General features: G+C 33.7%; 31 protein-coding genes. 7 read left to right on the top strand and 24 right to left on the bottom strand.

Features of this window, described 5'->3' with window-relative positions; translation table 11 throughout:
* Positions 1-4: 4 nt before the first annotated feature.
* Positions 5-1,144 carry a sensor histidine kinase gene (locus AB1282_RS23270; protein ID WP_429900571.1) on the bottom strand — a complete coding sequence of 380 codons (1,140 nt, stop codon included), beginning with the start codon at positions 1,142-1,144 and terminating at the stop codon, positions 5-7.
* Positions 1,145-1,327: 183 nt separating this feature from the next.
* On the opposite strand from AB1282_RS23270, the gene AB1282_RS23275 reads away from it, so the two are divergent.
* Positions 1,328-1,873 carry a hypothetical protein gene (locus AB1282_RS23275; protein ID WP_429900573.1) on the top strand — a complete coding sequence of 182 codons (546 nt, stop codon included), beginning with the start codon at positions 1,328-1,330 and terminating at the stop codon, positions 1,871-1,873.
* An 88-nt stretch (positions 1,874-1,961) separates the two neighbouring features.
* On the opposite strand, the gene AB1282_RS23280 is transcribed toward AB1282_RS23275, so the two are convergent.
* A complete protein-coding gene (locus AB1282_RS23280) occupies positions 1,962-2,660 on the bottom strand; it encodes an aspartate/glutamate racemase family protein (protein ID WP_429901204.1) in 699 nt (232 codons plus the stop codon).
* 149 nt (positions 2,661-2,809) lie between these two features.
* On the opposite strand from AB1282_RS23280, the gene AB1282_RS23285 reads away from it, so the two are divergent.
* Complete coding sequence (locus AB1282_RS23285; protein WP_429900575.1) at positions 2,810-3,349, top strand: helicase; 540 nt, start codon at positions 2,810-2,812, stop codon at positions 3,347-3,349.
* 3 nt (positions 3,350-3,352) lie between these two features.
* On the opposite strand, the gene AB1282_RS23290 is transcribed toward AB1282_RS23285, so the two are convergent.
* Entirely contained in the window at positions 3,353-3,721 is a 369-nt protein-coding gene (locus AB1282_RS23290; protein WP_429900577.1) for a DUF4180 domain-containing protein, read from the bottom strand.
* Between the two features lie 308 nt (positions 3,722-4,029).
* A complete protein-coding gene (locus tag AB1282_RS23295) occupies positions 4,030-4,422 on the bottom strand; it encodes a spore coat protein (RefSeq protein ID WP_056474827.1) in 393 nt (130 codons plus the stop codon).
* Positions 4,423-4,692: 270 nt separating this feature from the next.
* Here AB1282_RS23295 and AB1282_RS23300 point away from each other — a divergent pair, with 270 nt between their 5' ends.
* The 3 genes from AB1282_RS23300 to AB1282_RS23310 all read left to right on the top strand — a co-directional run bounded on the left by AB1282_RS23300 (position 4,693) and on the right by AB1282_RS23310 (position 6,925).
* The gene (locus AB1282_RS23300; protein WP_390311231.1) at positions 4,693-5,328 is read left to right on the top strand and encodes a pentapeptide repeat-containing protein; all 636 of its coding nucleotides are present in this window, start codon (positions 4,693-4,695) and stop codon (positions 5,326-5,328) included.
* A gap of 74 nt (positions 5,329-5,402) precedes the next feature.
* Positions 5,403-6,287, top strand: a complete 885-nt coding sequence (locus AB1282_RS23305) for an RCC1 domain-containing protein (RefSeq protein WP_429901205.1) — start codon at positions 5,403-5,405, stop codon at positions 6,285-6,287.
* Positions 6,288-6,406: 119 nt separating this feature from the next.
* The gene (locus AB1282_RS23310; protein ID WP_429900579.1) at positions 6,407-6,925 is read left to right on the top strand and encodes a cysteine hydrolase family protein; all 519 of its coding nucleotides are present in this window, start codon (positions 6,407-6,409) and stop codon (positions 6,923-6,925) included.
* Positions 6,926-7,066: 141 nt separating this feature from the next.
* Here the strand turns inward: AB1282_RS23310 and manA are convergent, their stop codons facing one another.
* The gene (gene manA / locus AB1282_RS23315) at positions 7,067-8,011 is read right to left on the bottom strand and encodes a mannose-6-phosphate isomerase, class I (protein ID WP_429900581.1); all 945 of its coding nucleotides are present in this window, start codon (positions 8,009-8,011) and stop codon (positions 7,067-7,069) included.
* A gap of 23 nt (positions 8,012-8,034) precedes the next feature.
* Entirely contained in the window at positions 8,035-8,907 is an 873-nt protein-coding gene (locus AB1282_RS23320) for an ROK family protein (protein WP_056474818.1), read from the bottom strand.
* 409 nt (positions 8,908-9,316) lie between these two features.
* Here AB1282_RS23320 and AB1282_RS23325 point away from each other — a divergent pair, with 409 nt between their 5' ends.
* On the top strand, positions 9,317-9,520 hold the full coding sequence (locus AB1282_RS23325; protein WP_156339729.1) for a hypothetical protein: 204 nt from the start codon (positions 9,317-9,319) through the stop codon (positions 9,518-9,520).
* 253 nt (positions 9,521-9,773) lie between these two features.
* Here AB1282_RS23325 and AB1282_RS23330 read toward each other — a convergent pair whose 3' ends face one another.
* The 6 genes from AB1282_RS23330 to mobB all read right to left on the bottom strand — a co-directional run bounded on the left by AB1282_RS23330 (position 9,774) and on the right by mobB (position 13,409).
* Positions 9,774-9,962, bottom strand: coding sequence for a hypothetical protein (locus tag AB1282_RS23330; protein ID WP_429900583.1), 189 nt, complete (start codon positions 9,960-9,962; stop codon positions 9,774-9,776).
* Positions 9,963-10,459: 497 nt separating this feature from the next.
* Positions 10,460-10,702, bottom strand: a complete 243-nt coding sequence (locus tag AB1282_RS23335; protein WP_390311226.1) for a hypothetical protein — start codon at positions 10,700-10,702, stop codon at positions 10,460-10,462.
* A gap of 236 nt (positions 10,703-10,938) precedes the next feature.
* On the bottom strand, positions 10,939-11,088 hold the full coding sequence (locus AB1282_RS23340; RefSeq protein WP_429900585.1) for a hypothetical protein: 150 nt from the start codon (positions 11,086-11,088) through the stop codon (positions 10,939-10,941).
* Positions 11,089-11,388: 300 nt separating this feature from the next.
* Positions 11,389-12,036 carry an MOSC domain-containing protein gene (locus tag AB1282_RS23345; RefSeq protein ID WP_429900587.1) on the bottom strand — a complete coding sequence of 216 codons (648 nt, stop codon included), beginning with the start codon at positions 12,034-12,036 and terminating at the stop codon, positions 11,389-11,391.
* 139 nt (positions 12,037-12,175) lie between these two features.
* Positions 12,176-12,832 (bottom strand): molybdate ABC transporter permease subunit, encoded by a 657-nt coding sequence (gene modB / locus AB1282_RS23350; RefSeq protein ID WP_429900589.1) that lies wholly within the window; start codon positions 12,830-12,832, stop codon positions 12,176-12,178.
* 49 nt (positions 12,833-12,881) lie between these two features.
* Positions 12,882-13,409, bottom strand: a complete 528-nt coding sequence (gene mobB / locus AB1282_RS23355) for a molybdopterin-guanine dinucleotide biosynthesis protein B (protein ID WP_429900591.1) — start codon at positions 13,407-13,409, stop codon at positions 12,882-12,884.
* A 262-nt stretch (positions 13,410-13,671) separates the two neighbouring features.
* On the opposite strand from mobB, the gene AB1282_RS23360 reads away from it, so the two are divergent.
* Positions 13,672-14,028, top strand: a complete 357-nt coding sequence (locus AB1282_RS23360; RefSeq protein ID WP_056467108.1) for a DUF2294 domain-containing protein — start codon at positions 13,672-13,674, stop codon at positions 14,026-14,028.
* 40 nt (positions 14,029-14,068) lie between these two features.
* On the opposite strand, the gene moaC is transcribed toward AB1282_RS23360, so the two are convergent.
* From moaC to AB1282_RS23420, 12 genes are all read right to left on the bottom strand, one after another.
* Positions 14,069-14,551 carry a cyclic pyranopterin monophosphate synthase MoaC gene (moaC, locus tag AB1282_RS23365; protein ID WP_056467105.1) on the bottom strand — a complete coding sequence of 161 codons (483 nt, stop codon included), beginning with the start codon at positions 14,549-14,551 and terminating at the stop codon, positions 14,069-14,071.
* Positions 14,552-14,586: 35 nt separating this feature from the next.
* A complete protein-coding gene (locus AB1282_RS23370) occupies positions 14,587-15,156 on the bottom strand; it encodes a molybdenum cofactor guanylyltransferase (protein ID WP_429900593.1) in 570 nt (189 codons plus the stop codon).
* Entirely contained in the window at positions 15,153-15,647 is a 495-nt protein-coding gene (locus AB1282_RS23375; protein WP_429900595.1) for a MogA/MoaB family molybdenum cofactor biosynthesis protein, read from the bottom strand. The genes AB1282_RS23370 and AB1282_RS23375 overlap by 4 nt, the downstream gene beginning before the upstream one ends.
* A 33-nt stretch (positions 15,648-15,680) precedes the next feature.
* Positions 15,681-15,917: a molybdopterin converting factor subunit 1 gene (gene moaD, locus AB1282_RS23380; protein WP_056467097.1), complete on the bottom strand. Its 237-nt coding sequence runs from the start codon at positions 15,915-15,917 to the stop codon at positions 15,681-15,683.
* Positions 15,914-16,384 (bottom strand): molybdenum cofactor biosynthesis protein MoaE, encoded by a 471-nt coding sequence (locus AB1282_RS23385; RefSeq protein WP_056467094.1) that lies wholly within the window; start codon positions 16,382-16,384, stop codon positions 15,914-15,916. Before AB1282_RS23385 ends, moaD begins: the two co-directional genes overlap by 4 nt.
* 43 nt (positions 16,385-16,427) lie before the next feature.
* Positions 16,428-17,717 (bottom strand): molybdopterin molybdotransferase MoeA, encoded by a 1,290-nt coding sequence (locus AB1282_RS23390; RefSeq protein WP_429900597.1) that lies wholly within the window; start codon positions 17,715-17,717, stop codon positions 16,428-16,430.
* A 19-nt stretch (positions 17,718-17,736) separates the two neighbouring features.
* On the bottom strand, positions 17,737-18,753 hold the full coding sequence (locus AB1282_RS23395) for a molybdopterin-synthase adenylyltransferase MoeB (RefSeq protein ID WP_429900599.1): 1,017 nt from the start codon (positions 18,751-18,753) through the stop codon (positions 17,737-17,739).
* Between the two features lie 261 nt (positions 18,754-19,014).
* On the bottom strand, positions 19,015-20,040 hold the full coding sequence (gene moaA / locus AB1282_RS23400) for a GTP 3',8-cyclase MoaA (RefSeq protein ID WP_429900601.1): 1,026 nt from the start codon (positions 20,038-20,040) through the stop codon (positions 19,015-19,017).
* 48 nt (positions 20,041-20,088) lie between these two features.
* Positions 20,089-20,880 carry a formate dehydrogenase accessory sulfurtransferase FdhD gene (fdhD, locus tag AB1282_RS23405; RefSeq protein WP_429901206.1) on the bottom strand — a complete coding sequence of 264 codons (792 nt, stop codon included), beginning with the start codon at positions 20,878-20,880 and terminating at the stop codon, positions 20,089-20,091.
* 154 nt (positions 20,881-21,034) lie between these two features.
* The gene (locus tag AB1282_RS23410; RefSeq protein WP_056467082.1) at positions 21,035-21,514 is read right to left on the bottom strand and encodes a DUF1641 domain-containing protein; all 480 of its coding nucleotides are present in this window, start codon (positions 21,512-21,514) and stop codon (positions 21,035-21,037) included.
* A 12-nt stretch (positions 21,515-21,526) separates the two neighbouring features.
* Positions 21,527-24,454 (bottom strand): formate dehydrogenase subunit alpha, encoded by a 2,928-nt coding sequence (gene fdhF, locus AB1282_RS23415; protein WP_429901208.1) that lies wholly within the window; start codon positions 24,452-24,454, stop codon positions 21,527-21,529.
* A 269-nt stretch (positions 24,455-24,723) separates the two neighbouring features.
* The gene (locus AB1282_RS23420; RefSeq protein WP_429900603.1) at positions 24,724-25,722 is read right to left on the bottom strand and encodes an NAD(P)H-dependent flavin oxidoreductase; all 999 of its coding nucleotides are present in this window, start codon (positions 25,720-25,722) and stop codon (positions 24,724-24,726) included.
* Positions 25,723-26,094: the final 372 nt, after the last annotated feature.

Here is a 26,094-nt window from a genome sequence, read left to right on the forward strand (position 1 = left end):
TTCGTCACAAAGGTATTTTTGCAACAATTTCAAAGCCATGTGGAAAAATAACTGAATAGGAAAGACTACCATTCATTTTCTCTAGTCTTTCTCTCATTGATTTTAATCCAAATCCTTCACTAATTTTTTGAGCATCTTCTAAATCCCCATTATCCCTAATAGTCATATTGATGCCTTTAGATTCCTTTCGCAGTACAACATCTAATTTTGTAGCTTGAGAATGCCGTATAACATTTGTAATTGATTCTTGTAAAATTCTAAACAGTATTTTGTATACCTCGACATCTAATTCAACATCACCTATCTCCGCTTTGAAGGAATATTGAATAGAAGATGAGGATTCCATATGTGTCAGTAAAGTTTCTAATGTGCCAATTGCAGATTGAGGAAGATCATCGGCAAGTGAATGAACCGATTTACGTATATCATCTAAACCTTTTCGAGCAACTACTAACATATCCTTTAAACTTTGTTCGGCTTGATCTGGATCTTTTTTTATCATATATTGTACAGCTTGCATTTGAACGATAATGGAAGTTAAACTATGTCCCACAGCATCATGAATATCCCTGGCAATTCGATTTCTCTCTTCTAAAATTCCATTTTGCATAACAGTAGAAGACGCTTCTTGTAGCTGACTATATGCTTTTTCTAAATTAACGACATGTTGTTTATTCAATGCATACATTTCATTTCGCTGCATTCTACTTCGAATATTTAAATAAATAATAATTGAGATCAAAATATAGGTTAAAACGTTTAATAAATCTTGGTGTCCGAATCGCGTATAGATTAAAGCAATGACGATCATAACGATTATGGATGTAATCGGAGTCCTCGATAAAGATGACCTGATAATCGTTACATGAAACATAAAAGCTAAAAAATACAAAACATTTATTTCTTTAAACAAAATTAATCCGACCAATGCTTCAATCACCATAATACTAAACGCAATAACTAAATTTGCATTCGACCATTTATCTTTAGGTATCAATAAAATACAAGTTAAAGTAACCCAAATCGTTAAATAAAGTGCCGTTTTAAGAGGTGGTCCACTAAATAATTTCCCTGTGCTCATGAAAATTAAAATAATAGTGGCACCTATAATTGGTCTTAATAAGAAGACATTGTTCTTATTCAAAATAAACTTACTCCTCTCATTTACCTTTTAAAAGATTCACTCTTAATTTTAATCAATATTCTTCCTGTTTTCCTCTATCTCTAGTTATAGACTTTATGAATGAATTTCTATCAAATAGAAGTCGATTCAAAATAAATAAAAGAATATCATATGAACATACAATACAAATTAAGGAGAAAAACAATGAATCAACAATATATTTTTATCGGAATCATTATTTTACTTTTAGTTTATCGCATCTTTAAAAGAATCCGAAGAAGTATCGGATGGCAGCAATTGAATAAGAAGAGAATGCGTATAAGTACAATTATCTTCTTTATAATTGGCGTATTAATACTATTTCAAGGTGGTATAAAACCAATTATTTTAACATCAGATGTGATTGGTATTTTAATTGGCATTGGGCTTGCTTATTTCGCTACAATTAAAACAAATTATGAAAATAGAAATGGAGCATGGTTCTATCATACAAATGTTTGGATTAGCGGTACTGTTACTCTACTATTCTTCGGTCGCTTGGTTTATCGAATTTATGATATTTATTCAATTGAAAAACTAAATGGATTACAAAATTATGATTTAACTAACAAATTACAAAGCATGGCTTCTGGATGGTCTGATGGGCTAATGCTAATCATGTTTGCTTATTATATTGTCTTCAATTTATTCATGATTCGGAAAGAGAAAACACTTGCTCAAACAAACAACGATTTCCCTATTGAAGGTTAATTACTATACTCCCCGCTTTAATTAGTACAGTGTTTGTAAAATATAAAAACCCACAAGGAAATATTTAATACCTTGTGGGTTTCTTTTATTATTTAATACCTAAAGCAAAATCTACAGCACTTTCAGCATGAATTCTTGTCGTATCAAAGACAGGAATACTGCAATTTTCCTGAGAGATTAACATCGTTATTTCAGTACAACCGAGAATAACAGCTTCAGCTCCTTGTCCAATTAAATGATCGATTATGTTCAAATAAACTTGCTTAGATTCCTCTTTCACAATTCCAAGACAAAGTTCCTCATAAATAATATTATGTACAAGTTTTCTTTCATCTTCATTTGGGACAATAACATCTAAACCAAACTGTTCAATTAATCTTCCTTTATAAAAATCATGCTCCATTGTGAATGCAGTCCCTAACAAGGCAACTTTTTTAATTCCACTATTTACAATTTCTTTAGCAGTTGCATCAGCAATATGTAATAAAGGAATTTTGACCGATTCTTCAACTTCCTTTGCCATCTTATGCATTGTATTCGTACAAATTACAAGACATTCTGCTCCACTACTCTCCAGCTTTTTAGCAACTTCAGTCATAATTTTCGTTAACTCATCCCATCGATCCTCAAACTGGAGCGTTTTAATTTCTTGAAAATCGACTGAATACAGTAAGCTTTTTGCGGAATGATGACCGCCAAGCTTTTCTTTCACGCGTTCGTTCATAATTTGATAATACAGTAATGAAGACTCCCAACTCATACCACCAATCAGCCCAATTGTTTTCATCATCATTCAACTCCAATATCTATAAATTTTTACTCATTTGTTCATCAAAAAAATCATGACCTATTATTATCTCTTAGTTTAACAAGGAAATTTAAATAGAACTATAGAATATTTTAAGCACATTAAATATGTAGTAGGAGTGAACACAAATGCATATTGAAAAAGAAAAAATATTCCCTAATTGTCCATTTATTACTAGAGTAGTAGATGTTGGTGGACTTACGAAATCCCAATTAATCGAGAAATTACAACAATCCTCTATCTCGATGAATGAATATGGTGAGATGCTATTAAAAGATGATCACTTTCCTGTATCAAATACAAAGTACAGCCTTCAAACGGTTGAACTAACGGTTGGCGATCTTGGATTTTTAGAAGGCGCAACAACACCTCAAATTTATAAAAAAGCAAAGGAACTAAATTTGGAATTGTGCCCTCTTGAGCTAGGACCTTATATAAGACTATCATATTTAGATCAACCAGAAGGTTTTATGGGGAATTCTGTAAAGCAACATCAAGCTCCATCCGGTTCAATTACAATTGCATCTGGGGCATTATCTGAAGATGAAGATTTTCCGAAAGGTTTTTACATTAGACGGATTAATGGTGTACTATGGCTTCGCGGATACCGTGCGGATCATCTCCACGTTTGGAATAACGATGATCATTTTATCTTTTGTCAAAAGTAGTGATTATTTTGCTTTAGATAATTTATCAATTGCTTCTTGTTCTGATGAAACAAAAGATACATTATTCCCTTTATTACACTCATAAATGAAATCTTTTAGAGCTTTACTTGTATAACTAGAAAAGTCACCTATAATCGCAAACTTAATATTGTAGTTAACGAACTTTTGAAGCACCGCACCAGCAAGTTTCGTACTAAGATTGAAAAAATCTTCTGAAATCGCCTCTTTGTTAAGTGCTATACGATTACTTTTATGATCATAACTTATTGTCATAATCAGATCTAAAGCACTTTGTTCATCAATAAGTATTACTGAATCTGCATTGGCGATTGCAATTAGTTGTCCGTTTACTTCAGTTGTTGTAATATCCATCTACCTTACCCCTTATTAAAATTTTTATTATTTCTACTATTTTAAAACAAAGAGTATATAGCGTGAAGCGATACTTTTGTTTTATTTTTAATAATTAATGATAGATGAACACTAAAATACCATCTATTTTTGTCGGATTGATAAAAATAGATGGTATTAAAATCAAAATCAGGTTAACTTTCTTTGAAGACGGAAGACCACCATTAACTTCAAAAAAAGTCATCAACCCTAGCAAAAAATCTTTTAATAAATTATTTGAATATGAGGTTAGGACTTAATACGCTTGTCCTTTTCTTCTCCAAATTTTATTAGCCGAGTTTTGCTACTACTTGTGCTAATAATGCAATTGCAGCTTGAATGACAGCTTCAAATTGCAGTTCAGTTTGTGTGACTACAATTCCATCTGCTTTTTCAATGAAAACAGATTGTGATTGTAATTGAAGGTTTTCTAAGGACTGAGCAACTTTTTGAAGTTGACTAATTCTTGGATCATCACCAAAAATAAGAATTACAGCTTCAATTGCAGCACTTAGAGAAAGTTGTACTAAAACTAAAGCTTGAGCTTCAGTCTGAGCAACTGTAATGTTGTGTGCATCACGAATTACTAATCTTTGAATCTCTGCTTGTGCATTCTCTAATCTATTAAAAGATCCTTGTCTTTGATTTACACTAGCATTTGCAACTGGACGAATTGAATGCATAAAATCACCTCCTGATATTTTAATATAATTTATTCAAAATAATAGAAGTAGATTGGACAAGTATCCTAATATAAATATGGAAGTTTTAATAGATTTAGATTAATAGCTTTTCAAAATCGAAATGATACTCTCTTCTTAAATTACAGAGAAAAAAACAAGCGGTTTTGGACACAGACTAAAAAAAATTAAAAGTCTTTTTTTAAAACTCAAAGTTCTTTATAGTAATGAGTAGCAAATCTAATGAATTTTTATTTAAAGAGAGGAATCACTATGAAAATCGATACACCTACTATCCCCAAAGAATTAATAGCTAGAAATTTTTATGACATTTTTTATGAAGAGGACCCAGAATTAGGAATGTGTGAGATCTCTGGCTCTGTTTTTGAAAATGAAGTTGTAGATCGAGTATATTTATATAAAGCGGTTATCAAGAATTGTAAATTCACTAATACAGATTTTAAAAATATCAGTATGACTGATGTATATTTTGAAGACTGTGATTTATCAAATTGCAATATGAGAAATTCTTCCATCCACAAAGTTGTCTTTAAAAATTGTAAATTATTAGGCGCAAATTTTACGGAATCTAGCATTGGAAATGTACAGTTTGAAAATTCAGTTTTAAATTTGTCACTTTTCGGAGATTCAAAATTAGAAAAAGTAATTTTTCGTGACTCTGTTCTAAAAAGTACTGATTTTTATGATTGTAAATTCAAGAAAGTTGATTTTAATAGATGTGATATTGATGGAGCAAATTTCGAACAAACATCACTCAAAGGTATCGATATTAGTAGTTCTACTTTTAATGAATTAACAGTTTCAATTAGTAATTTAAACGGCTGTAAAGTTTCATCAAATCAAGCCATTCAATTTGCATCATTGATGGGGCTAAAGATTGTAGATTAGAAGTTATGATTAAATCTAAAGATTTTAGTCAGAATTACGATTTAAATCCTGTTAGTAATTGGAGTGATAAAAACATGGATCATACTTCCCCGAACGAAGCAGAGTTAAAAGTAAAAACATGGCCTAAAGCTCCTATAGCAGCTGGTTATCGTCATACCGTCGGGCTTAAATTAGATGGTACTGTTACAGCTGTAGGTGATGATCAATATGGCAAACTAGAAGTAAACGATTGGCGCGAAATTGTGGCGGTTGCAGCGGGTAACGCTCACACAGGTAATTCTCATACCATTGGGCTTAAATCAGACGGAACTGTTGTGGCTGTCGGATGGAATAAGCATGAACAATGCAATGTTAGTGGCTGGTTTGATATTGTGGCGATTGCGGCTGGTTGGCGTCGATCAGTCGGGCTTAAATCAGATGGCACGGTTATTGCTGTAGGTCGAAACAACGATGGTCAGTGCAATGTAAGTGATTGGCACAACATAGTGGCGATTGCGGCTGGTGATTGGCATACTGTCGGACTGAAACCGGATGGCACAGTTACAACTGTAGGTAACAATCGGTATGGTCAATGTAAAGTAACTGGCTGGCATGATATTGTGGCGGTTTCAGCGGGTTATCTTCATACCGTCGGGCTTAAATCGAACGGCACGGTTGTTGCTGTGGGATTGAATAAAGATGGTCAATGCGATGTAAGCGAATGGCAAGACATTGTAGCGATTTCGGCGGGTAGTAATCATACGATTGGACTAAAATCAGACGGCTCTGTTATTGGTACAGGTTTGAATAGGCATGACCAATGTAATGTAAGTGACTGGTTCGATATTGTAGCGATTTCGGCGGGTTGCACACATACTCTCGGACTTAAATCAGATGGCACGGTTGTTGCTGCAGGTAGTGATGAATTTGGCCAATGTGATGTAAGCAGTTGGCACGGTATCCAACTGTCCGGAAAATAGTTTATAATTACAACAAGCAGAAATTTTCTGAAAATACCCTTCTCCTCTACTGTTAATAATGATATATTTTCTACTATAAGGTGTAAAAAATATCCATTTTTCAAAGGGGAGATTTATAAATGAGAAATACAGCTCTTTTAGTAATTGATGTGCAGGCTTTTATGTTCTCCGAATCTAATCCCGTATATAACGGGGAAACGTTATTAAATAATCTAAACAAATTGATCGATAAAGCAAGGGCTACGAATACGCCAATATTTTATATACAACATTCCGAAGAAGGTTCTCCACTTGAATACGGTACACCTGGTTGGGAAATTCAGTCAGATATTGCTCCAATTGATGGAGATATCATTATACATAAAACAACACCAGACTCTTTTTTTAAGACGAGTTTAAAAGAAGAGCTGACAAAGCAGGAAATTAATCATTTAGTAATGGCGGGAATTCAAACAGAAATCTGTGTTGATACAACGACTAGAAACGCCTTTGGAAATGGCTATGAGGTTACACTTGTAACGGATGCTCATAGTACATGGAATTCAGATGAGCTTACGGCTGAGCAAATTATTAAGCACCATAATCAGACATTGCGCTGGTTAGCTGATCCTAAAACTACTAGTGAAGTTGAATTTTAAAAGGCAAAGGCAGGCAGCTATTAGGCTGCCTTTATTTTGTTAACAAACGCCCGCTTTCTTTTCTGCCTGCGGTACTCATTTACCTCACAAAGCAAGCGCTTGCATTCAGTCTGAAAACCTTCTGATGGAATGCCTTAATTCTTAAGTATGCGAAACAATTATTTCACAATCTCCATCTAAAACAAATTCCCCAAATCCAACAGGAATAATGAAGTTCGAGCCTTTTGATAAAGTATATTCTTCTCCGCTATGGATCAGTTTTCCTTTACCGTTTATTACACTTAAAAGTAAATATTGATCATTATAGGTTAAATAAGCTTTTCCAGTAACATCCCATTTATATACAGTGAAAAATTCCGAATCTACAAATGTATTAATCTTTATATTTTCTTTTTCTTCCGACTTTAATTCCACTTCTGTTTCTTGATGAGGAACTGTTGTTACATCGATTGCTTTATTTAAATGAAGCTCTCTTAAATTTCCTTCATGGTCTTTTCGATCATAATCGTATACCCGATAAGTTGTATCAGAGCTTTGTTGTGTTTCTAATACGAGAGTTCCTTCACATAATGCATGAATGGTTCCACTTGGGACATAGAAAAAATCACCTGGCTTAATCTTTACTCGGCGAAGTAAATCTGACCATTCACCTTCTTTAATTTGGCTAATTAGTTCTTCTTTTGTTTTGGCATTATGGCCAAATATCATATGTGCGTCTTCTTTACAGTCAAGAATATACCAGCATTCTGTTTTTCCGAGATCACCATTTTCATTAACTTTTGCATAAGAATCTTCAGGATGTACTTGAACAGATAAATCCATATTAGCATCTAATATTTTCGTTAATAGTGGGAAAACTTCTTCCTTTGGATGACCAAATAATTCCGGTTGCTTTTTCCATAATTCATTTAATGCAATACCTGCAAATGGGCCATTTTCAATAATTGACGCCCCATTAGGATGAGCTGAGATTGCCCAGCATTCACCTGTATTTTCATTTGGTATGTTATAGTTAAAATCTGATTTTAAAGCTGTCCCACCCCAAATTCGTTCTTTAAATACTGGTTTTAAAAATAAAGGTTGCATGCTAATTTCCTCCTATATGCTATTTAAACTAGTGCATTTTTATTTAATGCATTTTGGGCAAGCATGAGAGCACCAATAATTCCAGAGTTATTACCTAAACCAGGTGGTACAATATACTCATTCAACTCTGGTAAACTAACATAATCACAAACTAGCTCATTTAAATATTTGTAAACACTTTCAAAAACTTGCATTTGACTCATTACGCCTCCACCAAGAATGATTTTCTTAGGCGAAAGAATTAATATGTATTGCATAAGTGCTTGGGCAATGTAATATCCTTCTAAATCCCAAACCTCTTTTCGATTGATTAGATTTGAACCTATTTCCCCCCATCGCGCTTCAATTGCAGGTCCTGATGCTAAGCCTTCTAAGCAATCACGATGGTATGGACAGTTCCCTACAAACTCATCATTCGGATGACGTCTCACTAATATATGTCCCATTTCAGGGTGTGTGATGCCTTGAAGTAAATGACCATTTACGACAGCTCCAGCTCCTATACCTGTACCAATTGTTATATATAAACAGCTATCTAACCCTTTTGCTGCACCAAAGGTAGCTTCACCTAGGGCAGCAGCATTTACATCCGTATTAAAACCAATTGGAACAGAAAAATGCTGCTTTATAGCTTGTACAAAAGGAAAGCCTTGCCAAGCCATTTTAGGAGTTGATGTAATCGATCCGTAAGTAGAGCTCGCTTCGTTCACATCGATCGGCCCAAATGATCCAATACCAATTGCTTCTATGGGATAGTTCTTAAAAAATTCGATTACTTGTGAAATCGTTTCTTCTGGCACAGTTGTTGGAAATTGAATACGCTCAATTAAATTGCCATTTTCATCTCCTATTGCACAAACAAACTTTGTTCCACCTGCTTCGATTGCACCTAACATTCGCCATTACCTCCAATTAAAATAAACTAATTAAACCTTACATTATTTAAAGTAGTTAGAAGCTCGCCTTACTTTTTTTGTATATAGAAACATTTTTAAAGAAAATCATGCGATTAATTTCACATGATTTATTGGACGAAATATATTTTTTAATCCATATATATTTATGAAAGCTATATAAAAAGAAGACTCTTTTCATGTACAAAAAAAAGAAGCCCTCTCTTGAGCGACTTCCTTTTTCGTATATTTAAAATTAAACCCCAAACCCCTATTTAGCCGTTTTTTCCAATGCTAAATAAATCCATGGAATTGCATCATATTTTTATTAAAATCAAACACTTGTCCATATCATTTTGCTTGTCCAATCATAAGATATCGAGATTAAATTAAAGGAAAAGGTAGTGTTATAATGAGTTGCAATTGTAATAACGAAAGAAATAATAATAGAAATGACGAAAGAAATAATAATAGAAATAATAGAAGAAATAACGAGGTTACATTTAATGCGAAAATCACGGTTAATCAAGAAGAATTCTGTCGCGCAGTAGATCGTTGCGACAATGAAAGACGCGATAATAATGGTCGTCGTAGTGACAGATGGTGGAACTTGTAAGTTCAAAAAGTAGAAAGTTACGTACTTAAATTTATCAAATTAAGAATCCCCTAAGAATGTCTAATTAGGCATTCTTTTTTAATTCAAGGCTCTGTTAACTTAAAATGTTGATATTTGAACTAAAAAAGATGCTGTCTATTAGACAACTTTTTGGAACGCTTATGCAACTATAGCAGTGCGTTAGTTGCATAAGGTTTAGTTTTAAAACATTGAAAGCACTCAATGAATTGATGTGCTTTTATCATTTTAAATATTACCTTACATTGTCAAAGACTGTTTCTTGTCCGTTATTTTTTAAACTAATAGTTAAATTTGCATCAATATTTATTTTCGATTTAAAAACAAACAATGATTGTATTCTTAAACCTTTATCTGCTTTTGAGTTATATGAAATTGTTAATTTATGTTCATCCAACCCGAATTTAATATTCGAATAATTCATGTCAATTCCGTTAAAGAAAAAATATAATTCTTTTCCCCCTTTGTCATGAATTGCATAAACACCATTTCTTTTATTATTTGCAATTCCTTTTTTAATAAAGGAAACTCTATTTCTTCAATGTCTAATTGTTCTATTATATAACCATCTGCTAAATCATTTGTAGAGACTACTGCCTTATTTACCTTTGAAGTTTGATTCTCATTGGTACTTCCTTTGACTGTGTTACATCCTGTTAAATTTATGATTATTAGTATTAATATGCTGAATGATGAAAGTATTTTTTTTCTAATAAAAACTCATCTCCTTTAAGTAATTCTTTTATGAACTATAAGTATATTCAATATTCTAAAAATCTATATTTAACTTACTATTATTCGACAATAAATTATTAATTCCCTTGTTCAACTAAACTGCCATTTACTTCAATAAAAAAAGCCACAAATTTGCAGCTTGATCTTCAACTATTGCATTAGTTAGTTAGTTAATTCAATTATATTTTAATTAGCTTTAGCAAAACGGTTTTGTATAACAAATGCGATAATAACTGATAACATTGTAATAATGAATGGAGATACAGAAGAACTTTCCACAAAAACAACCTCATGTGGCAATTTTGAAATATCACTCCATTGATTAGCTATATCAGGCTGATAAAATACCGTTAAAAGCATACCTAAGAATACATTTAAAGCAACAAATAATAGGATAAAACTTACTGAAAACAAAAGAATTTTTTTCATTTTTATTCTCCCTTAGTTACTCAATTTATTATATTCACTAATAAGATTTTCCTAAGATGATACTACTAACATTAACATATTTTTCCATTTTTAACTATATGTTTGCAAATTCCTTATTGAATTAATCTGCCATTTACTTGAATAAGAAAAAAGCCACAGAAGCAGCTTTGGGTTGTTCAACCAATGAACTGCTTTAGTTGAATAAGCATTCACATTTTACACTTGATATAACAATTTTAAAAACCTTTGAATAGAGGGTTACAAATAAGTAAAACCATCAGTAGGATGATAAAGAAAATTCCTTTTTTTTCAGGTACTTCTTTCTTTTCACGCATAATTCTTCTATATTTTGATTGAATTTCCCTTTGTTTATCTCCTTTTGTCATGAACAGTCTCCTTTAAATTGAGGGTTTATTTGTAGTAGTTTGACTACGATTAATCAAAATCAAGGTCTTTAAAACATTTAACATCACATTCACCTCTTAAATAATTTCCATTATATGTTAATTTTACCACTGAAATTAAATTCATTCTAGATACAAACAATGCAATTCTTATTCAACTATCCTGTCATTTACTTGAATAAGAAAATCAACAATCTACTTTAACAGAGCATAATTAAAAAAAGCATTTTAATATAAAAAGAAGCCGCTCCAACGCAAGCGACTTCCAATTATAATAAAATATTAAACTAAACTTTCCAAACGCTTATTTAATCGATTTCTCCAATCCTCAGCTAACTCAGGAACTTCCAATATCGCTTTTATTCCTTCAACATTTTTTGGATTATGGAAATAAATCTCGTTGCAATAAAGAACCGAAACTTCATTTTTTTGAGTTTCGATTAATTCTATTTTCGAATCTTTTCTGATTGCTCCCTCTTTTAATACACGGCATAGGTAGCCTGTAAAACCGGTTTCTACGATTCTCTTAAGAGCTACATTCGTTCTCCTTGTAATTGTGTCACAAGGTATTCTACTTTGTGTAATTTGTATAATTGCATCCCCAATTTGGTAGACATCACCAATGCATACGTCTTTTTCTACCATATTTGTGACCGTAATATTTTCTCCGAATGCTGAAAGTGGTAAATTTATATTAAACTCTTTTTCCCAAAGTGCGTAGTGTTCATATGGATACACACATACAGCTCGATCTGGTCCACCGTGATGTTTTAAGTCAGCTACGCCATCACCTTTAAACCCTTCTTTTGATAAGTAAACTTCTTCTATTCCTTCTTTACAAATTCCCGTTATCATTTCTTTGTTTTCGCCGTATTCCATTTTACTCGGTAATCCTACTGCAAGATTAATTAACTCAACTTTATTTTCCATACTTTCCACCCTCACTTTTTTAAGTTTCTAATTTTAAAACTGGGTTTTATTTTATGTATACTAAAATTTTGGAATAAAAAGGTAAAATACCCTACATACAGCATTATATACTATTTAATGATAATACAAATCTAAAAAATCATTTTTGTTTCACTTGTACAACTAATAGCATAATAAAAGAAATTAAGACCATTGAAAGCACCCATAACCAAGCCATTTTCATATTTCCAGCATCAATTGCTAAATAAATTGCGGTCGGAACGGTTTGTGTTTTTCCTGGTATATTTCCTGCAAACATAAGTGTAGCACCGAACTCACCTAGTACTCTTGCAACGCTTAATATACTTCCTGACATAATGGCTTTTAATGAAAGTGGTATTGAAATCAAGAAAAAAACATTCCATTCACTTGCTCCACAAACTCGAGCTGCCTCTTCAATCTCATTGTCTACACCTTGAAATCCAGTTTTTGCAGATTGATACATAAGCGGAAATGCTACAACAATTGATGCAATTACAGCGGCCCACCAAGTAAAAACAATTGGCTGTTTAAATAACCATTCGATCATTTTACCAACAAAGCTTTGTCTTCCGAAAATGACTAATAGTAAAAATCCTACAACTGTAGGAGGAAGAACTAAAGGTAACATTAAGATTGTTTCTAGAAGTGTTTTACCTTTAAATGATTTCATAGAGAGAATTCTTCCAGCTATAGTTCCTAATATAATAACGATAACTCCTGCCACAATCGTAACTTTAAGTGAAATCTTAAGGGGAATTAAAAACTCTTCAAACAATTAAATTCCTCATTTCAAAATCAACCTTATTTTCATCTATTTTTTAATCTTATATGAAATTACCTTTTGACAATTCATTCATCAAAAAATCTAAATAATTTTCTTCATCACAAAGGTGGAAATATTGATAATCTTTCAATCTACCCTCTTCAATCTCAAAATGGCTGATCACACAAATAATATTCGTTAATGAATCGAGTAAATTTAGATCATCCTCACTTCTTATTAATACTACTTTTGGATAACTTTCCCTTTTATAACCTTCAATTAAAATAATATCAGTAGAGAAAAAGCGATATAATTCAATTGTTTTCTTTAAATCCCAATTGATAAAATTTGTTCTTAATTGCAAGACCCCATCACCTTCAACACTAGAAACGATAGCTCCAGCATCCAAGTGACGACTACTATCTTTACGATCTATTTCTAAATCAGGCGGACCGCCATGACCATGATGTTTTATAGTAGCAGCTAATAATCCTTGGTGATTGACCTGTTTAATGAGCTTTTCAGTAAGTGTTGTTTTCCCACTATTTTGAAAGCCTACTATTTGCAAAATGGAATAGTTCTTTTTCATCGCTCTCATTTCCTTTTTATTAAATACCTTTATTATAAGGAGCCTACTGAAAAAACACCATTAATACAAAAATCACTTTAATAGATTCTTGTATTGATGGTGGAGCAGTTTATTTAGATGACTATTTTCGTTTACTTTTACTTTCTTTAATTTTAATTCAGTAAAGTCTTTAGAAGATGTTCACTAAAAGTTTTTTTCTTTAAATTTTCTGATCATTGTTTTATGATAAGAAAAACGAAAATTAAGTTAAGGGGTATATGTAATGTCTAAAGTCATCCATGAATTTAATGACTATATACGAAAACTGCGTAAAGAATTATTTGGTAAAGGCCCTGAAAGAATCCATACTGTTTTTGTTGAAAATATGGCTGTTTCAACTTTGTATGGAAATCTTACACCTACTGAGCTATTTATCGCTCAAACTAATGAAGGGCGTGATATCGTACATAATGCTAGAACTAAGATGATTCAAGACGTTTATGCAAAAAATCATCCAGTTAAGTTAGAAGAAATCGTTGATGCTAAGTTTATCAATCTTTTCTCGGATATGAAAGTTGAAGAGGATCTTGCGATTTCAGTTTTTGTGTTTGATAAAAAATTGGAAAACTTAATTGATTAGATAGTAGAAGCTACTAATCAATTAAGCTTATGTTCCAATCTTATTTATGGAAAAAGTCGCCGCTTTTACCACCTTGTTTTTGAACTAAAAACGTTTCTTTTATGACCATACTTTTATCAACGGCTTTGCACATATCGTAAAATGTAAGGCCAGCGATACATACAGCTGTAAGTGCCTCCATTTCAACTCCAGTTTTTCCACTACATTTCACTGTCGCACGTATGATTAAATCATATCCATTAGGTGCCTCTACATATTCGAATGTAAAGTCAGTTCCTGAAAGTGCGATTGGGTGACACATTGGAATAATGTCAGAAGTTTTTTTAGCTCCCATAATTCCAGCAATTTGTGCAACATTTAGTGGATCACCTTTTTTAATTAATCCATTTTGAATTGCTTCATATAATTCCGTTGAAATCGAAATTGTACTTTGCGCAATTGCCACTCTTGTAGTAATTTCTTTTTCTGATATATCGACCATTTTAGGTCTTCCTTCTTCATTCCAATGTGAAAATTCACTCATGGGTGTCCCTCCAGGTAAGTCTTAAATTTGATCAATTAAATCCAGTCATTCGGACTATTTATATTCTTAAAGATGATATCGTCACTTGAAAATTGGACAGTCATTACATTCACTGCCCTGAATAACAACTGAACTTTTCGATTGTTTTTATCTAAAATCTCTTTCATTTTTTCGATGCAATTTCGATGATAGAGCGCAAATAACGGTTGAAGTTTATCGGATTGTATTGGGACGATAGCATCAACATTCGTATTTGCTGCCCTTTCGATCATATTTTTTACAAATTCAGCTTTAATGAAAGGTGTGTCACAGGCTAGGACAAAGTACCAATCTTTATTCGGTATGTTGGAAAATGCATTGTACATCGCATACAGAGGTCCTTGGTATTCTTTGGCTTCTCCTTCAATGACAAAGTCTAGATCATTTTTATTAAAATACGGAACTAGTTTTTCGTTCGTTGAAATGATAATCGGTGAAATCGAATTTTCCTTTAAGGCTTCTACACTATATTCATACAATAATTTGTCTTTATACGTTTCAAACATTTTTGGTTTACCATAACGGGATGACTTACCACCTGCTAAAACGACGCCAGCTATATTCATTGTCTATTTAATTCTTCAACAAAATGTTGGCATGTCGGTAAAATTAGTTTTGTCATTGCTAGATTTACGGCGTTCTTTGAACCTGGAATTACGTAGATTGCTTTATCATGAAAGCTACCTGCGATTGCTCTACTAAACATAGCCTTTGGACCGATTTCTGTATAACTTAATGAACGGAACACTTCACCAAATCCTTGCATTTCTTTATCGAGCATTTTTGAAATTGCTTCATATGTAACATCTCTTCTCGTAAAACCAGTACCACCAGTTATGATCATAACTTGAATCATTTCATCTTCGCTCCATGATCTAACAATCGAATCGATCAATGCTATTTCATCTTTTATGATTTTATAATCTTGGACGATATGGTTTTGCTCGTCTAATAAAGCTTTAATTAGTTTACCGCTCTCGTCATTTTCAACAGTTCTAGTATCACTAACTGTTAAAACCGCTGCGTGAACAATCGCTTTTTCATTATGTTTATGCATCATTCTACCTACTTTCAAGCTTTATGAATTCCATCAGCCCCCACTTACTGGTGGAATAAATGCGACAGTATCTCCATCATTTACAATTTCTTCATCTGTTACAAATTCTTCATTTATAGCAGTCATAATCTGATTCAGTTGTGGTAAATCATAGTTACTCATAAGCCAGTCTTTTAACTCTTTTACGTTTATTCCATCTTTATCGGACACAGTTAATTCATCCGTTCCGGCTTTCTCACGTAAATGAGCAAATAATAAAACTTTAATCATCTTGATTCCTCCACACTTGGTTTTCCTTCTTGGTATGGTGTATTTTCCAATTGGTCACCGATCCACATCGTACCATCTTCCCAAAACTCTTTTTTCCAAATCGGAACAATTTGTTTAATTCGTTCGATTGCGTATTCATTTGCTTCATAAGCCACTTTACGGTGCGGAGAAGATACTGCAATCACAACGGCAATATCGCTAATCTCTAATCTACCTACTCTATGAGTAATCGCAACAATTGCTTCTGGCCATTTCCCGTGGATTTCATCACCAATTTGGGCAAGTTTTTTTACGGCCATTGATTCATATGCTTGATACTCTAGCGACAAAGTCTTTTTTCCTTTTGTTAACTCTCGAACTGTACCAATAAATACAGTAATTGCTCCTGCATTTCTACTTTTTACTTTATCTGAAACTTCCTCTACAACAATCGGTGTATCGACAATCTGAAATAATGTTTGTTCCAAGTAAACCACTTCGCTTTTCTTAAATTAATAGAGTTCTATTTATTTACTTATATGCAGGTATGAAATCATACCAAGGCCATTTACTTCCTTCATGGTCTTCTAATAATAATAAATCGACCGACATACCTTTTTCATATTTTCTAGTTCCTCCAGGTAAAACAATAAAAGCATCCGTATAAGCTAGTGAAGATACGGCGCTGGACTTATCAAAACCTGCTGGAATTGCTGTTAATTGACCTTCATGATAAACAATTTTACCTCTTACAAATCTTGTAAATGGATTTGGTTTTGGAAAGTTTTCTCCTAAAATTGCACTTACTCTTTTTAAATGTGGTGTTTCGTTAAATAAACAAGTTTGAATAATCGGTCTGACAAATAGCTCAAATCCAACAAAACAAGCGGATGGATTACCAGATAAACCAAATAATAATTTATTTTCAAAATGCGCTACTGTTGTTACACTTCCTGGACGCATTGCAATTTTATTAAATAATACCGTAGCTCCTAATCTTGCGTAAATATCTGGTAAATAGTCATAATCACCAACAGATACACCACCGGTAGTAATTAGAATATCCACTTGCTCTAAGGCATTTTGAACTTCTGAAAAACAAGTATCTAAATCATCGCTAAACTTCCCTAAATATTTAGGGATTGCACCTGCTTTATGAATTTGAGCGAGAACCATATAAGAGTTACTATTGCGAATTTTCCCAGGTTCGAGCGGTTCATCGACCTCTAAAAGCTCACTTCCTGTCGCAATGACTCCGATAACTGGCTTTTTCGCTACCGGAACTTGACTATATCCAAATGTAGCAAGTAATGCAATCACTCCTGGGTTGATTTCAGTTCCCTTTTTGACAAGAATATCATCTTTATGCGTTTCTTCCCCTTGGAATGAAATATTATCGCCTTTTTGATAGGAACGTTTAATTTCAATAAAGGTTTTACCTTCCGTTTTAATCTCTTTCGCTAATTCAAGCATGACAACGGCTGAACAACCTTGAGGTATTTGTGCTCCTGTCATAATACGAACGGCCTGCAATGGCGCTACTTCATTTGGAAAAACTGAACCAGCTCCGATTTCTCCAACTACTTCAAAGATTGTTGGATTTTCATTGCTTGTAAGAATAGTATCTTCAGCCCGAATCGCAAAACCATCATATGGAGAGCGGTCAAAAGCAGGTATATCCTGATCAGCTTTTAGATCATCGGCTAATACTCGTCCATATGCTAAATCGATTGATACCATTTCTTGTGATCCGTGTTTGGCAAAATCCATCACTTTACGAACTGCTTCTTCGATTGGTAGTGGTACTCGTTTTTCAACCATTCTATTCATCCTCTCTCTATTAACCTAATAAACGATAATATAGTTTTTTTGCTTCCTGTATATCATTTGTGCCATGAACAAAAACCCTACCGTCTTGAAAAACAACAAATCGATAATCTTCTATCTGACAAGAGATCAAATAAGGATTTCGTTGAACTTTCCCATGTTGTTTTAGTTGATTTTCTAGTTCATTAAAGTCGTAATTTTTAGTCATTGAAGGTCTGATTTGAACCGTATTTCGCCCACAAAGTGTACTTGTTTTCGTTTGATTTTCAAAGGATAAATAAGGATACGTCCTATTTGTTCCACATGAAGGACAATCATCTGATTTGAGTTTGTTCACTTTAAAGGAGAAATGTTGATTATTCCATAAATCAAATGTAAGGAATTTTGGATTAACCGCTGAATAATCCTCAACTAATAGTTTTAATACTTCAGCAACCTGATATGCCGCCACTAATTGTACCGTAGGACTAATGACTCCTGCTGTGTCACATGTCACACCAGGTACTGGTAAACTTTTTAATATACAGTTTAAACAAGGCGTTTTACTAGGTAGAATCGTACAACACATACCAAAGCTCCCAACACAAGAGCCATAAACCCACGGAATTTCATATTTCTGTGATAAATCATTTATGATAAAACGAATATCAAAATTATCTGTTGCATCAATCATAACATCAGTGTCCTTCAAATGGACTTCCATATTATCTGCACTTGCATCCATTACTAGCGCATTGATGCTTACATCTGAATTTATTTTTTGGAGACGCCCTTTAGCGGCAATCACTTTCGGCAATTTCTCAAATGCATCTTCTTCGGTATAAAGCTGTTGCCTTTGCAGGTTACTCATTTCAACATAATCTCGGTCAATTAAAGTTAACTTTCCGATTCCAGCTCTAACAAGTGCCTCCGCGCTCGCACTTCCTAACGCACCTGCTCCAACAATTAAAACATGTTTCCTTCTAATTAATTCTTGTCCCTTTTCACCGATCGGAGTAAAAAGCTGCTGACGTGAATAACGTTCTGACATAAGATATCCTCCATTAAAGAGCAGGACCTAGCGAAAGAGATAAAAAGTTTTCTCCGGGTATCCTCACCAATTTTTCTGCTTTTCTTGTTTTCTCTCTAATAAATAAAGCAGCATTAAGAAATCCTCATCATATAAGGAGTTCTGAATGCTGCTTAATTTCTCTGCTAAACGAACAGAGATACCAATCATCACTTTCTAATTTTTGGTTAGTGTATTATACAGAACTTGCATAAACTCCAAACCTTTTATTATTGGTAATGATTAACCACCTATATGTGACATTTCAATTTTATGTGATGATTTATCATTCATTTTTTTCGTATTACTTAATCGTTCATCTGAATACCGATCAGTTCGGTTACTCCATATCGAAAGAATCGTTTCTTTAATTTGTTCATCATCTTGGTTAGACCTTACCAATTCTTTTAGATCATAACCTTTCGTTGCAAATAAACATGTATATAATTTTCCTTCTGCAGATATACGTGCCCTTGTGCAAGTCGAACAAAATGAATCGGTCACTGATGAAATAATGCCAACTTCATCATCACTATCTTTGTAACGATATCGATTCGCAACTTCTCCTACATAATTAGCTTCTGTAAATTCTAAAGGCATGACTTCATTGATCAGATCGATGATTGTTTGTTTTCCTACTACTTCTTCGAGCCTCCAGCCGTTATAATTTCCAACATCCATATACTCAATAAAACGAAGAATATGTTTTTTCTCTTTAAAATATTGTGCCATCGGAATAATATCTTGTTCATTCTTGCCTTTTTGAACAACCATATTGATTTTAACCTTCATTCCGATGTCAGAAGCAGCTTGTATCCCTTCAAGCACAGACTGTACATTTCCTCGATTACCAGTCATAAAAGAAAATCGTTCTTCATTTAAAGAGTCTATGCTTACGGTCACTCTTCTTAAACCAGCTTCATATAAATCTTTAGCAAACTTTTTAAGTAAAGTACCGTTTGTTGTTAAAGCGATATCTTCCACACCATCTATTTTATTTAATCGTTCAATCAGTTTAGGTAGATTTTTACGTAATAAAGGTTCTCCACCTGTAATTCTAATTTTTCTAACCCCTAAAGATACAAAAATACGCGTTAATCTTTCAATTTCATCAAAGGATAGAATTTTATCTTGTGATAAAAAAGAATAATCCTGACCAAAAATTTCTTCCGGCATACAATAACGGCAACGAAAATTGCAGCGATCGGTAACAGATATACGTAAATCCTGTAAAGGTCGATGATGTTTATCCAATGCAACATTTTTCATAACCATTGCCTCACTTCTTTTTATTTCATAAATGATCTGTTTTTGTTTCTATTTCACAATACGCTTCGAATGAGTATATACATTAAGTGACTGATTTCGAATAAATCCAACAGTCGTAATACCTAATTCTTCAGCTAATTGAAGAGCTAATTCTGTTGGAGCTGATTTAGTTAGAATGACTTCACAACCAATTTTAGCTACTTTTAGTAAAATTTCAGAAGATAATCGCCCACTAAAAACAATTATTTTATCTGAAATACGAATATTATTTTTAAGACAATATCCATAAATTTTATCTAATGCATTATGCCTACCAATATCCATTCTATTCAAAACAATCCCATTTATATCACATAAAGCAGCATTATGCACTCCGCCTGTTTCATGAAATAAAAATGCGGACTGTTGCATTTCATTCATTAATCGAAAACAATCCTGAAATGATAGTTGAACATTTACTTCTTTCATTTTTTTTGCAGTTAATGCATCATTTACAAAAACAAACCCTTGTCTACTCATTCCACAGCATGATGTAATATATCTTTTACTCTGAATATCTTTATAATATGGGTTAATATTCTTTGTTTTTACATGGACAAAGCCTTCTTTTTCTTGAAACCATATGTTTTCAATATCCTCGAATTTTCGGATAACCCCTTCGGATGCTAAAAATCCTACGACCATATCCTCGATATATTCTGGAGTACTGACCATCGTAACAAATTCTTGTCCATTGATTTTTACCGTGACGGGAAATTCTGTGACAACGCTGTCTTCAATATAGTTTGTTTCACCATTTTCAAAGCGGAGAATTCTTCTTCTCACTTCAGTTGATAGCATCGTTAAAGATTCCCTTCTTCCTGAACTATTTTTCATATCGTGTTTATTTAGGAAAATATTCATTAAGAGATAAACCTTTTAATTCGCTTTTTCATTAAAGGGTTCATCTCTTATTATTAATCTCTTTTCTATTAAATACAAATTGTTTTTTCTATTATTCTTTTAGACCTTTTCCCATACCTTTTAGAAAATTAATACCAAAACCAACGGCACGATTTACATCGGGATCTTTTAAAACTTTTACTAAATCAAAAATTCCGACTTTATCATCCTTTTCAAGATGCTTATTTCCTTCATCGATTCCTTTTGTTACGGAATTGATTAGCTTTGTTGTTAACTCTGGGTCTACACTTGAAAGTGCTCCAGCAGCTCCCATAATGTTATTGATGATATTCGTTACTGGCTCGCGGTTCATTTGTCCTAAAGCGATTTTTGTAATTTTCTCTTTAGATTGTAGCATTGAATTTGCAGCTTCAAGGACACCAGTATCATTTAATTCAGAAACGATTTTTAAAATTTTATTTAAGGAATCTTCATTTTCTGCTAATAAAAGCTTCAAATCCTCTAGTTTCTGTTGGTTTTGCTCTTCTTTAGTTGGTTCGTATTTTTGAATCGTCGTGATTGGTTGTGCCATCTTTTTCACCCTTTATTTTGTCGTTAAGTGGACGTATCCTTTTCGTTCCCATTTACGCTGAACCTCAACTCCATTTTGAGGATTTCGCTTTTTATTACGTGGGTTCGATTTTGGCAACGGACTTTCACCTTCTACACGTAATACTTCCATCCGTACTTTCGTTTGTTTATAAGCCGGTGTATTTGTACGGTGATCTTTAGCTGGACCTGTTAAGAAATTGATGGCAGATTCTTTATTTGTTGAATTCATCGGTAAGAACAACTCATTTTTTTGAACTCGGTCCGTAACTAGTGCTGGTAATTTCAGCGCTCCATACGGCGATACTAATCGAACTAGTGAGCCATCTTTAATGCCACGTTCATTCGCAAGCTCTGGTGAAACCTCTACAAAAATCTCAGGTACTTTTAATTGGATACCGTATGATTTATTCGTCATATTCCCTTCATGGAAATGTTCAAGCATACGACCATTATTAATTAATAGGTCAAACTCTTCAGGAAACCGGACAGGTTCCATCCACTCAGCTAAAGCAAATCTCGCTTTTTTATCAGGGAAATTAAAACCATCCTTATAAAGCAGTGGCGTACTTGCTCCGTCTAAACTTCCCCAAAGGAAACTATCCCAGCCTTCCATCACTTCGTAACTAGCTTGTGAGAATAGTGGCGCTAAGCTTGCCATTTCAGCGAATATTTCACTTGGATGTTGATAGTTCCAATTTGCACCTAATCGGTTTGCAATTTCTTGGACAATCCACCAGTCAGCCTTCGATTCACCAAGAGTTGGTAATGCTTGATATAATCTTTGTACGCGGCGCTCAGTATTTGTAAATGTTCCTTCTTTTTCTAGTGATGGTGCTGCAGGTAAAATAACATCTGCATATTGCGCTGTTTTTGAGAAGAAGAGATCTTGTACAACAAAGAAGTCCAAATCTGATAAAACTTCATCTACATGGTTTGCGTTACAATCGACAAGCGCCATATCTTCACCAACTAAGTACATAGCTTTCATTTCGCCTTTTTCGATTGAATGAAGCATTTGGATATTATCTAGACCAGGTTTTCCTCCGATTTCAACGCCCCACGCTTTTTCAAACTTCATGCGGGCCATGTCATCCGTTACATGTTGGTAACCAGGAAGCCAGCCAGGAAGCGTACCCATATCACAAGCACCTTGTACATTATTGTGACCACGTAGCGGATAAGCGCCAGCACCAGGGCGTCTATAGTTTCCTGTTGCAAGCAGTAAGTTCGAGATCGCAGCAGATGTATCAGAGCCACCAGTGTTTTGCGTCACGCCCATGCCCCATAAAATACAAGTGCCATCTGCTTCATGAATCATTTCAGCTATTTGAATTAACGTTTCCTTTGAAATTCCAGTTACACTTTCGGCATATTCAAGCGTATATTTCTCAAGAACCACTTTAAAATCTTCAAAGAAATGAACATTCTCATAGATGAATTTTAAGTCATGCCAGCCTTGGTCAATGATATATTTGGTTACAGCATAAAGCCATACTTGGTCTGTACCTTGTTTTGGTCTAATAAAGATGTCAGAGCGTTCTGCCATTTCGTTTTTACGAAGATCAGCAACAATTAGTTTTTGTCCATGTAGTTTATGTGCTCGCTTAACTCTTGTCGCTAGTACAGGATGACCTTCTGCAGGATTCGCACCGACGATGATAACTAGTCCAGCTTTTGCGATATCCTTTATTGTACCTGCATCTCCACCCATACCAACTGTGCGGAATAATCCATCTGTTGCTGGTGATTGACAGTAACGTGAGCAATTATCAACATTATTTGTTTCGAATACTTGTCGTGCCAACTTCTGAATTAAATAGTTTTCTTCATTCGTAATTTTCGAAGATGAAATAAAACCTACAGAGCCTTTACCATATTCTTGTTTAATGGAACCAAGTTTACTTGCAACTAAATCAAGAGCTTCATTCCAGCTCGCTTCAACAAATACGCCATTTTTTCGAATTAACGGCTTTGTAATTCGCTCTTTGGAATTTACAAAATCCCAACCAAATTTACCTTTTACACAAGTTGAAATTGCATTAACTGGTGCATCAGAGCTAGGTTGAATTTTTAAGATTTTACGATCCTTCGTCCAAACCTCGAATGTACATCCAACACCACAGAATGTACAAACTGTTTTTGTCTTTTTCGTACGTGTTTCTCGCATTGCTGCTTCAACTTCTGAAACTGCGAAAATACCACTATATCCTGGCTCTACTTTTTTTACTAAATCGATCATCGGATCAAGTAATTCGTCATTTAATCCAGTCATAAAACCAGCTTCACCAAGCATTGACTTTTCCATTAATGCATTACAAGGACAAATTGTTACACATTGTCCACAACTTACACATGAAGAATCATTAATCGAAACACCTTTATCCCAAATGACACGTGGACGCTCAGCTTCCCAATCAATCGATAACGTCTCATTTACTTGAAGATTTTGACATACTTCCACACACTGTCCACATGCAATACATTGATTTGGATCATATCGGTAAAATGGATGTGTTAAGTCTACTTCACAAGAAGCAACCTTTGGCTGATAAGGATACTTTTGGTGTTCAATCCCCATTTCCTCAACTGTATTATGTAACTTACAATTTCCATTGTTATTATCACAAACTGTGCAATATAATAAATGATTTTCTAATAAACGATCCATTGCTTCAGTTTGAGCTTCCTTCGCTTTTGGTGAAGTCAATTGAATATTCATTCCGCTCATTGCAACAGTCGAACATGAGCGTTTTAGCTCTCCATTAATTTCGACAATACAAGTATCACAAGTTTGAATTGGATCGACTTCAGGAACATAACAAATTTGCGGATGACTAATTTCATTATGATTAATGATTTGTAAGATTGTAGAACCTTGCTCTGCGATTACTTCTTTCCCGTCAATCGTGATTGTAACCATGTTATTTTTCACGGTTTTCCTCCCCTTTTTTCACATAAAAAAATCCACCATGAAATAACACATACCCGATAAATAGGTTTAATGTCTTCATGGTGGAATAGTTTATTAGCAAATCGTACTAACATACCAATCCATTTTTTGTTTACTAAATTGATAGAGTCATAACATTTCCCCATACTATGATTCCATCTCAATAAGTTTATTATAATCGTAAAATGATAATTAAACAATAGATTCACGATATGAAAGTAGAACGCTTACAATACTATTTATTTACTTACCGTTGATTTTAATTTCTCAGCATTTTGATTCAGTTTATTAACTGCCGCACTATACTCTTCTTCCAGTTCATCTATAATATCGGCAATTGGACTGATTTTTGTAATTGCTCCAACACCATGACCAGCAGACCATATTTCTTTCCAAGCCTTTGCATTCGATTCATTTTTCATTCCATCGAAATCGACTTTATCTTTCTTTTTCAATGTTTCAGGATCAAGACCAGCCTTCACTATACTTGGAATTAACATATTCGCTTTAATACCAGAGAATGCATCAGTCAGGACGATATCATCTTGGGTTGCATCAACTAACATTTGACGGTATTCATCATTTGCTAAGCTTTCCTTCGCAACAATGAACCGTGTTCCCATATAAGCTAAATCAGCACCCGCAGCTTGTGCAGCCAATATACTTTTACCAGTTGAAATACCACCTGCTAACACAATAATGCCGTCCCAGAACGTACGAACACTATCAACGAACGCAAATCCATTTAAATTTCCAGCATGACCACCAGCACCTGATGCAACTAAAATAAGTCCATCTACACCAGCCTCTGCAGCTTTTTTAGCAAACTTCATATCACTAACATCTGAGAATACTAGTCCGCCATAACTATGTACAATATCAACCACTACTTTTGGAGAACCTAAAGAAGTAATGACTAGCTCAGGCTTATGTTTTTTCAACAGCTCAAGCTCTTCTTGTAATCTACTATAAGAACTATGAACGACTATATTCATTGCCCATGGTGCAATTTTACGCTCCGGCTCATTTGCGCGCGCCAAAGCAAGGTGATCATTTAATTGACCCATCCATTGATCAAGCACCTCAATCGGGCGAGCATTCGGTGCTGGAAATGATCCAATTACACCATTTAAACATGCTGCCTCTACTAGCTCAGGACCAGAAACTAAAAACATAGGTGCAGAAATAGCTGGCACCCTCAGTTGACTCCACCATTTTTCAGGAATTTGTTTACTCATTTACTTATCCCTCTTTTCTTTACGGAATATTCAGATTATTAATAATGATACATTAGTAAACTATTATTTTCAACTCCGTCTCATTCAAAAATGCTACTTTGAAAGGTATATCTAATAGCCAGGCTACTAAACTTGATATACAAATATAATATAGTGAATAATAATTTAAGAGTCTTATAAAACTCAATACACTAATAGATTCGTAAATCTAATAATCTTATACTTAAATAGTAGATAGAAAAATATTATTGGAATTATGGTGAACCATTATATAATAAATTTACACTTTTTAGTCCAAGACATTCTCTTAGCATGTTCAAAATAAAAAAAGGAAATAATTTCTACATCAAAACAAATTGTGACAAAGTTCTA

Origin of the sequence: Gottfriedia sp. S16(2024), assembly GCF_050473765.1 — a bacterium.
In the GTDB taxonomy this organism is placed as follows: domain Bacteria; phylum Bacillota; class Bacilli; order Bacillales; family Bacillaceae_G; genus Gottfriedia.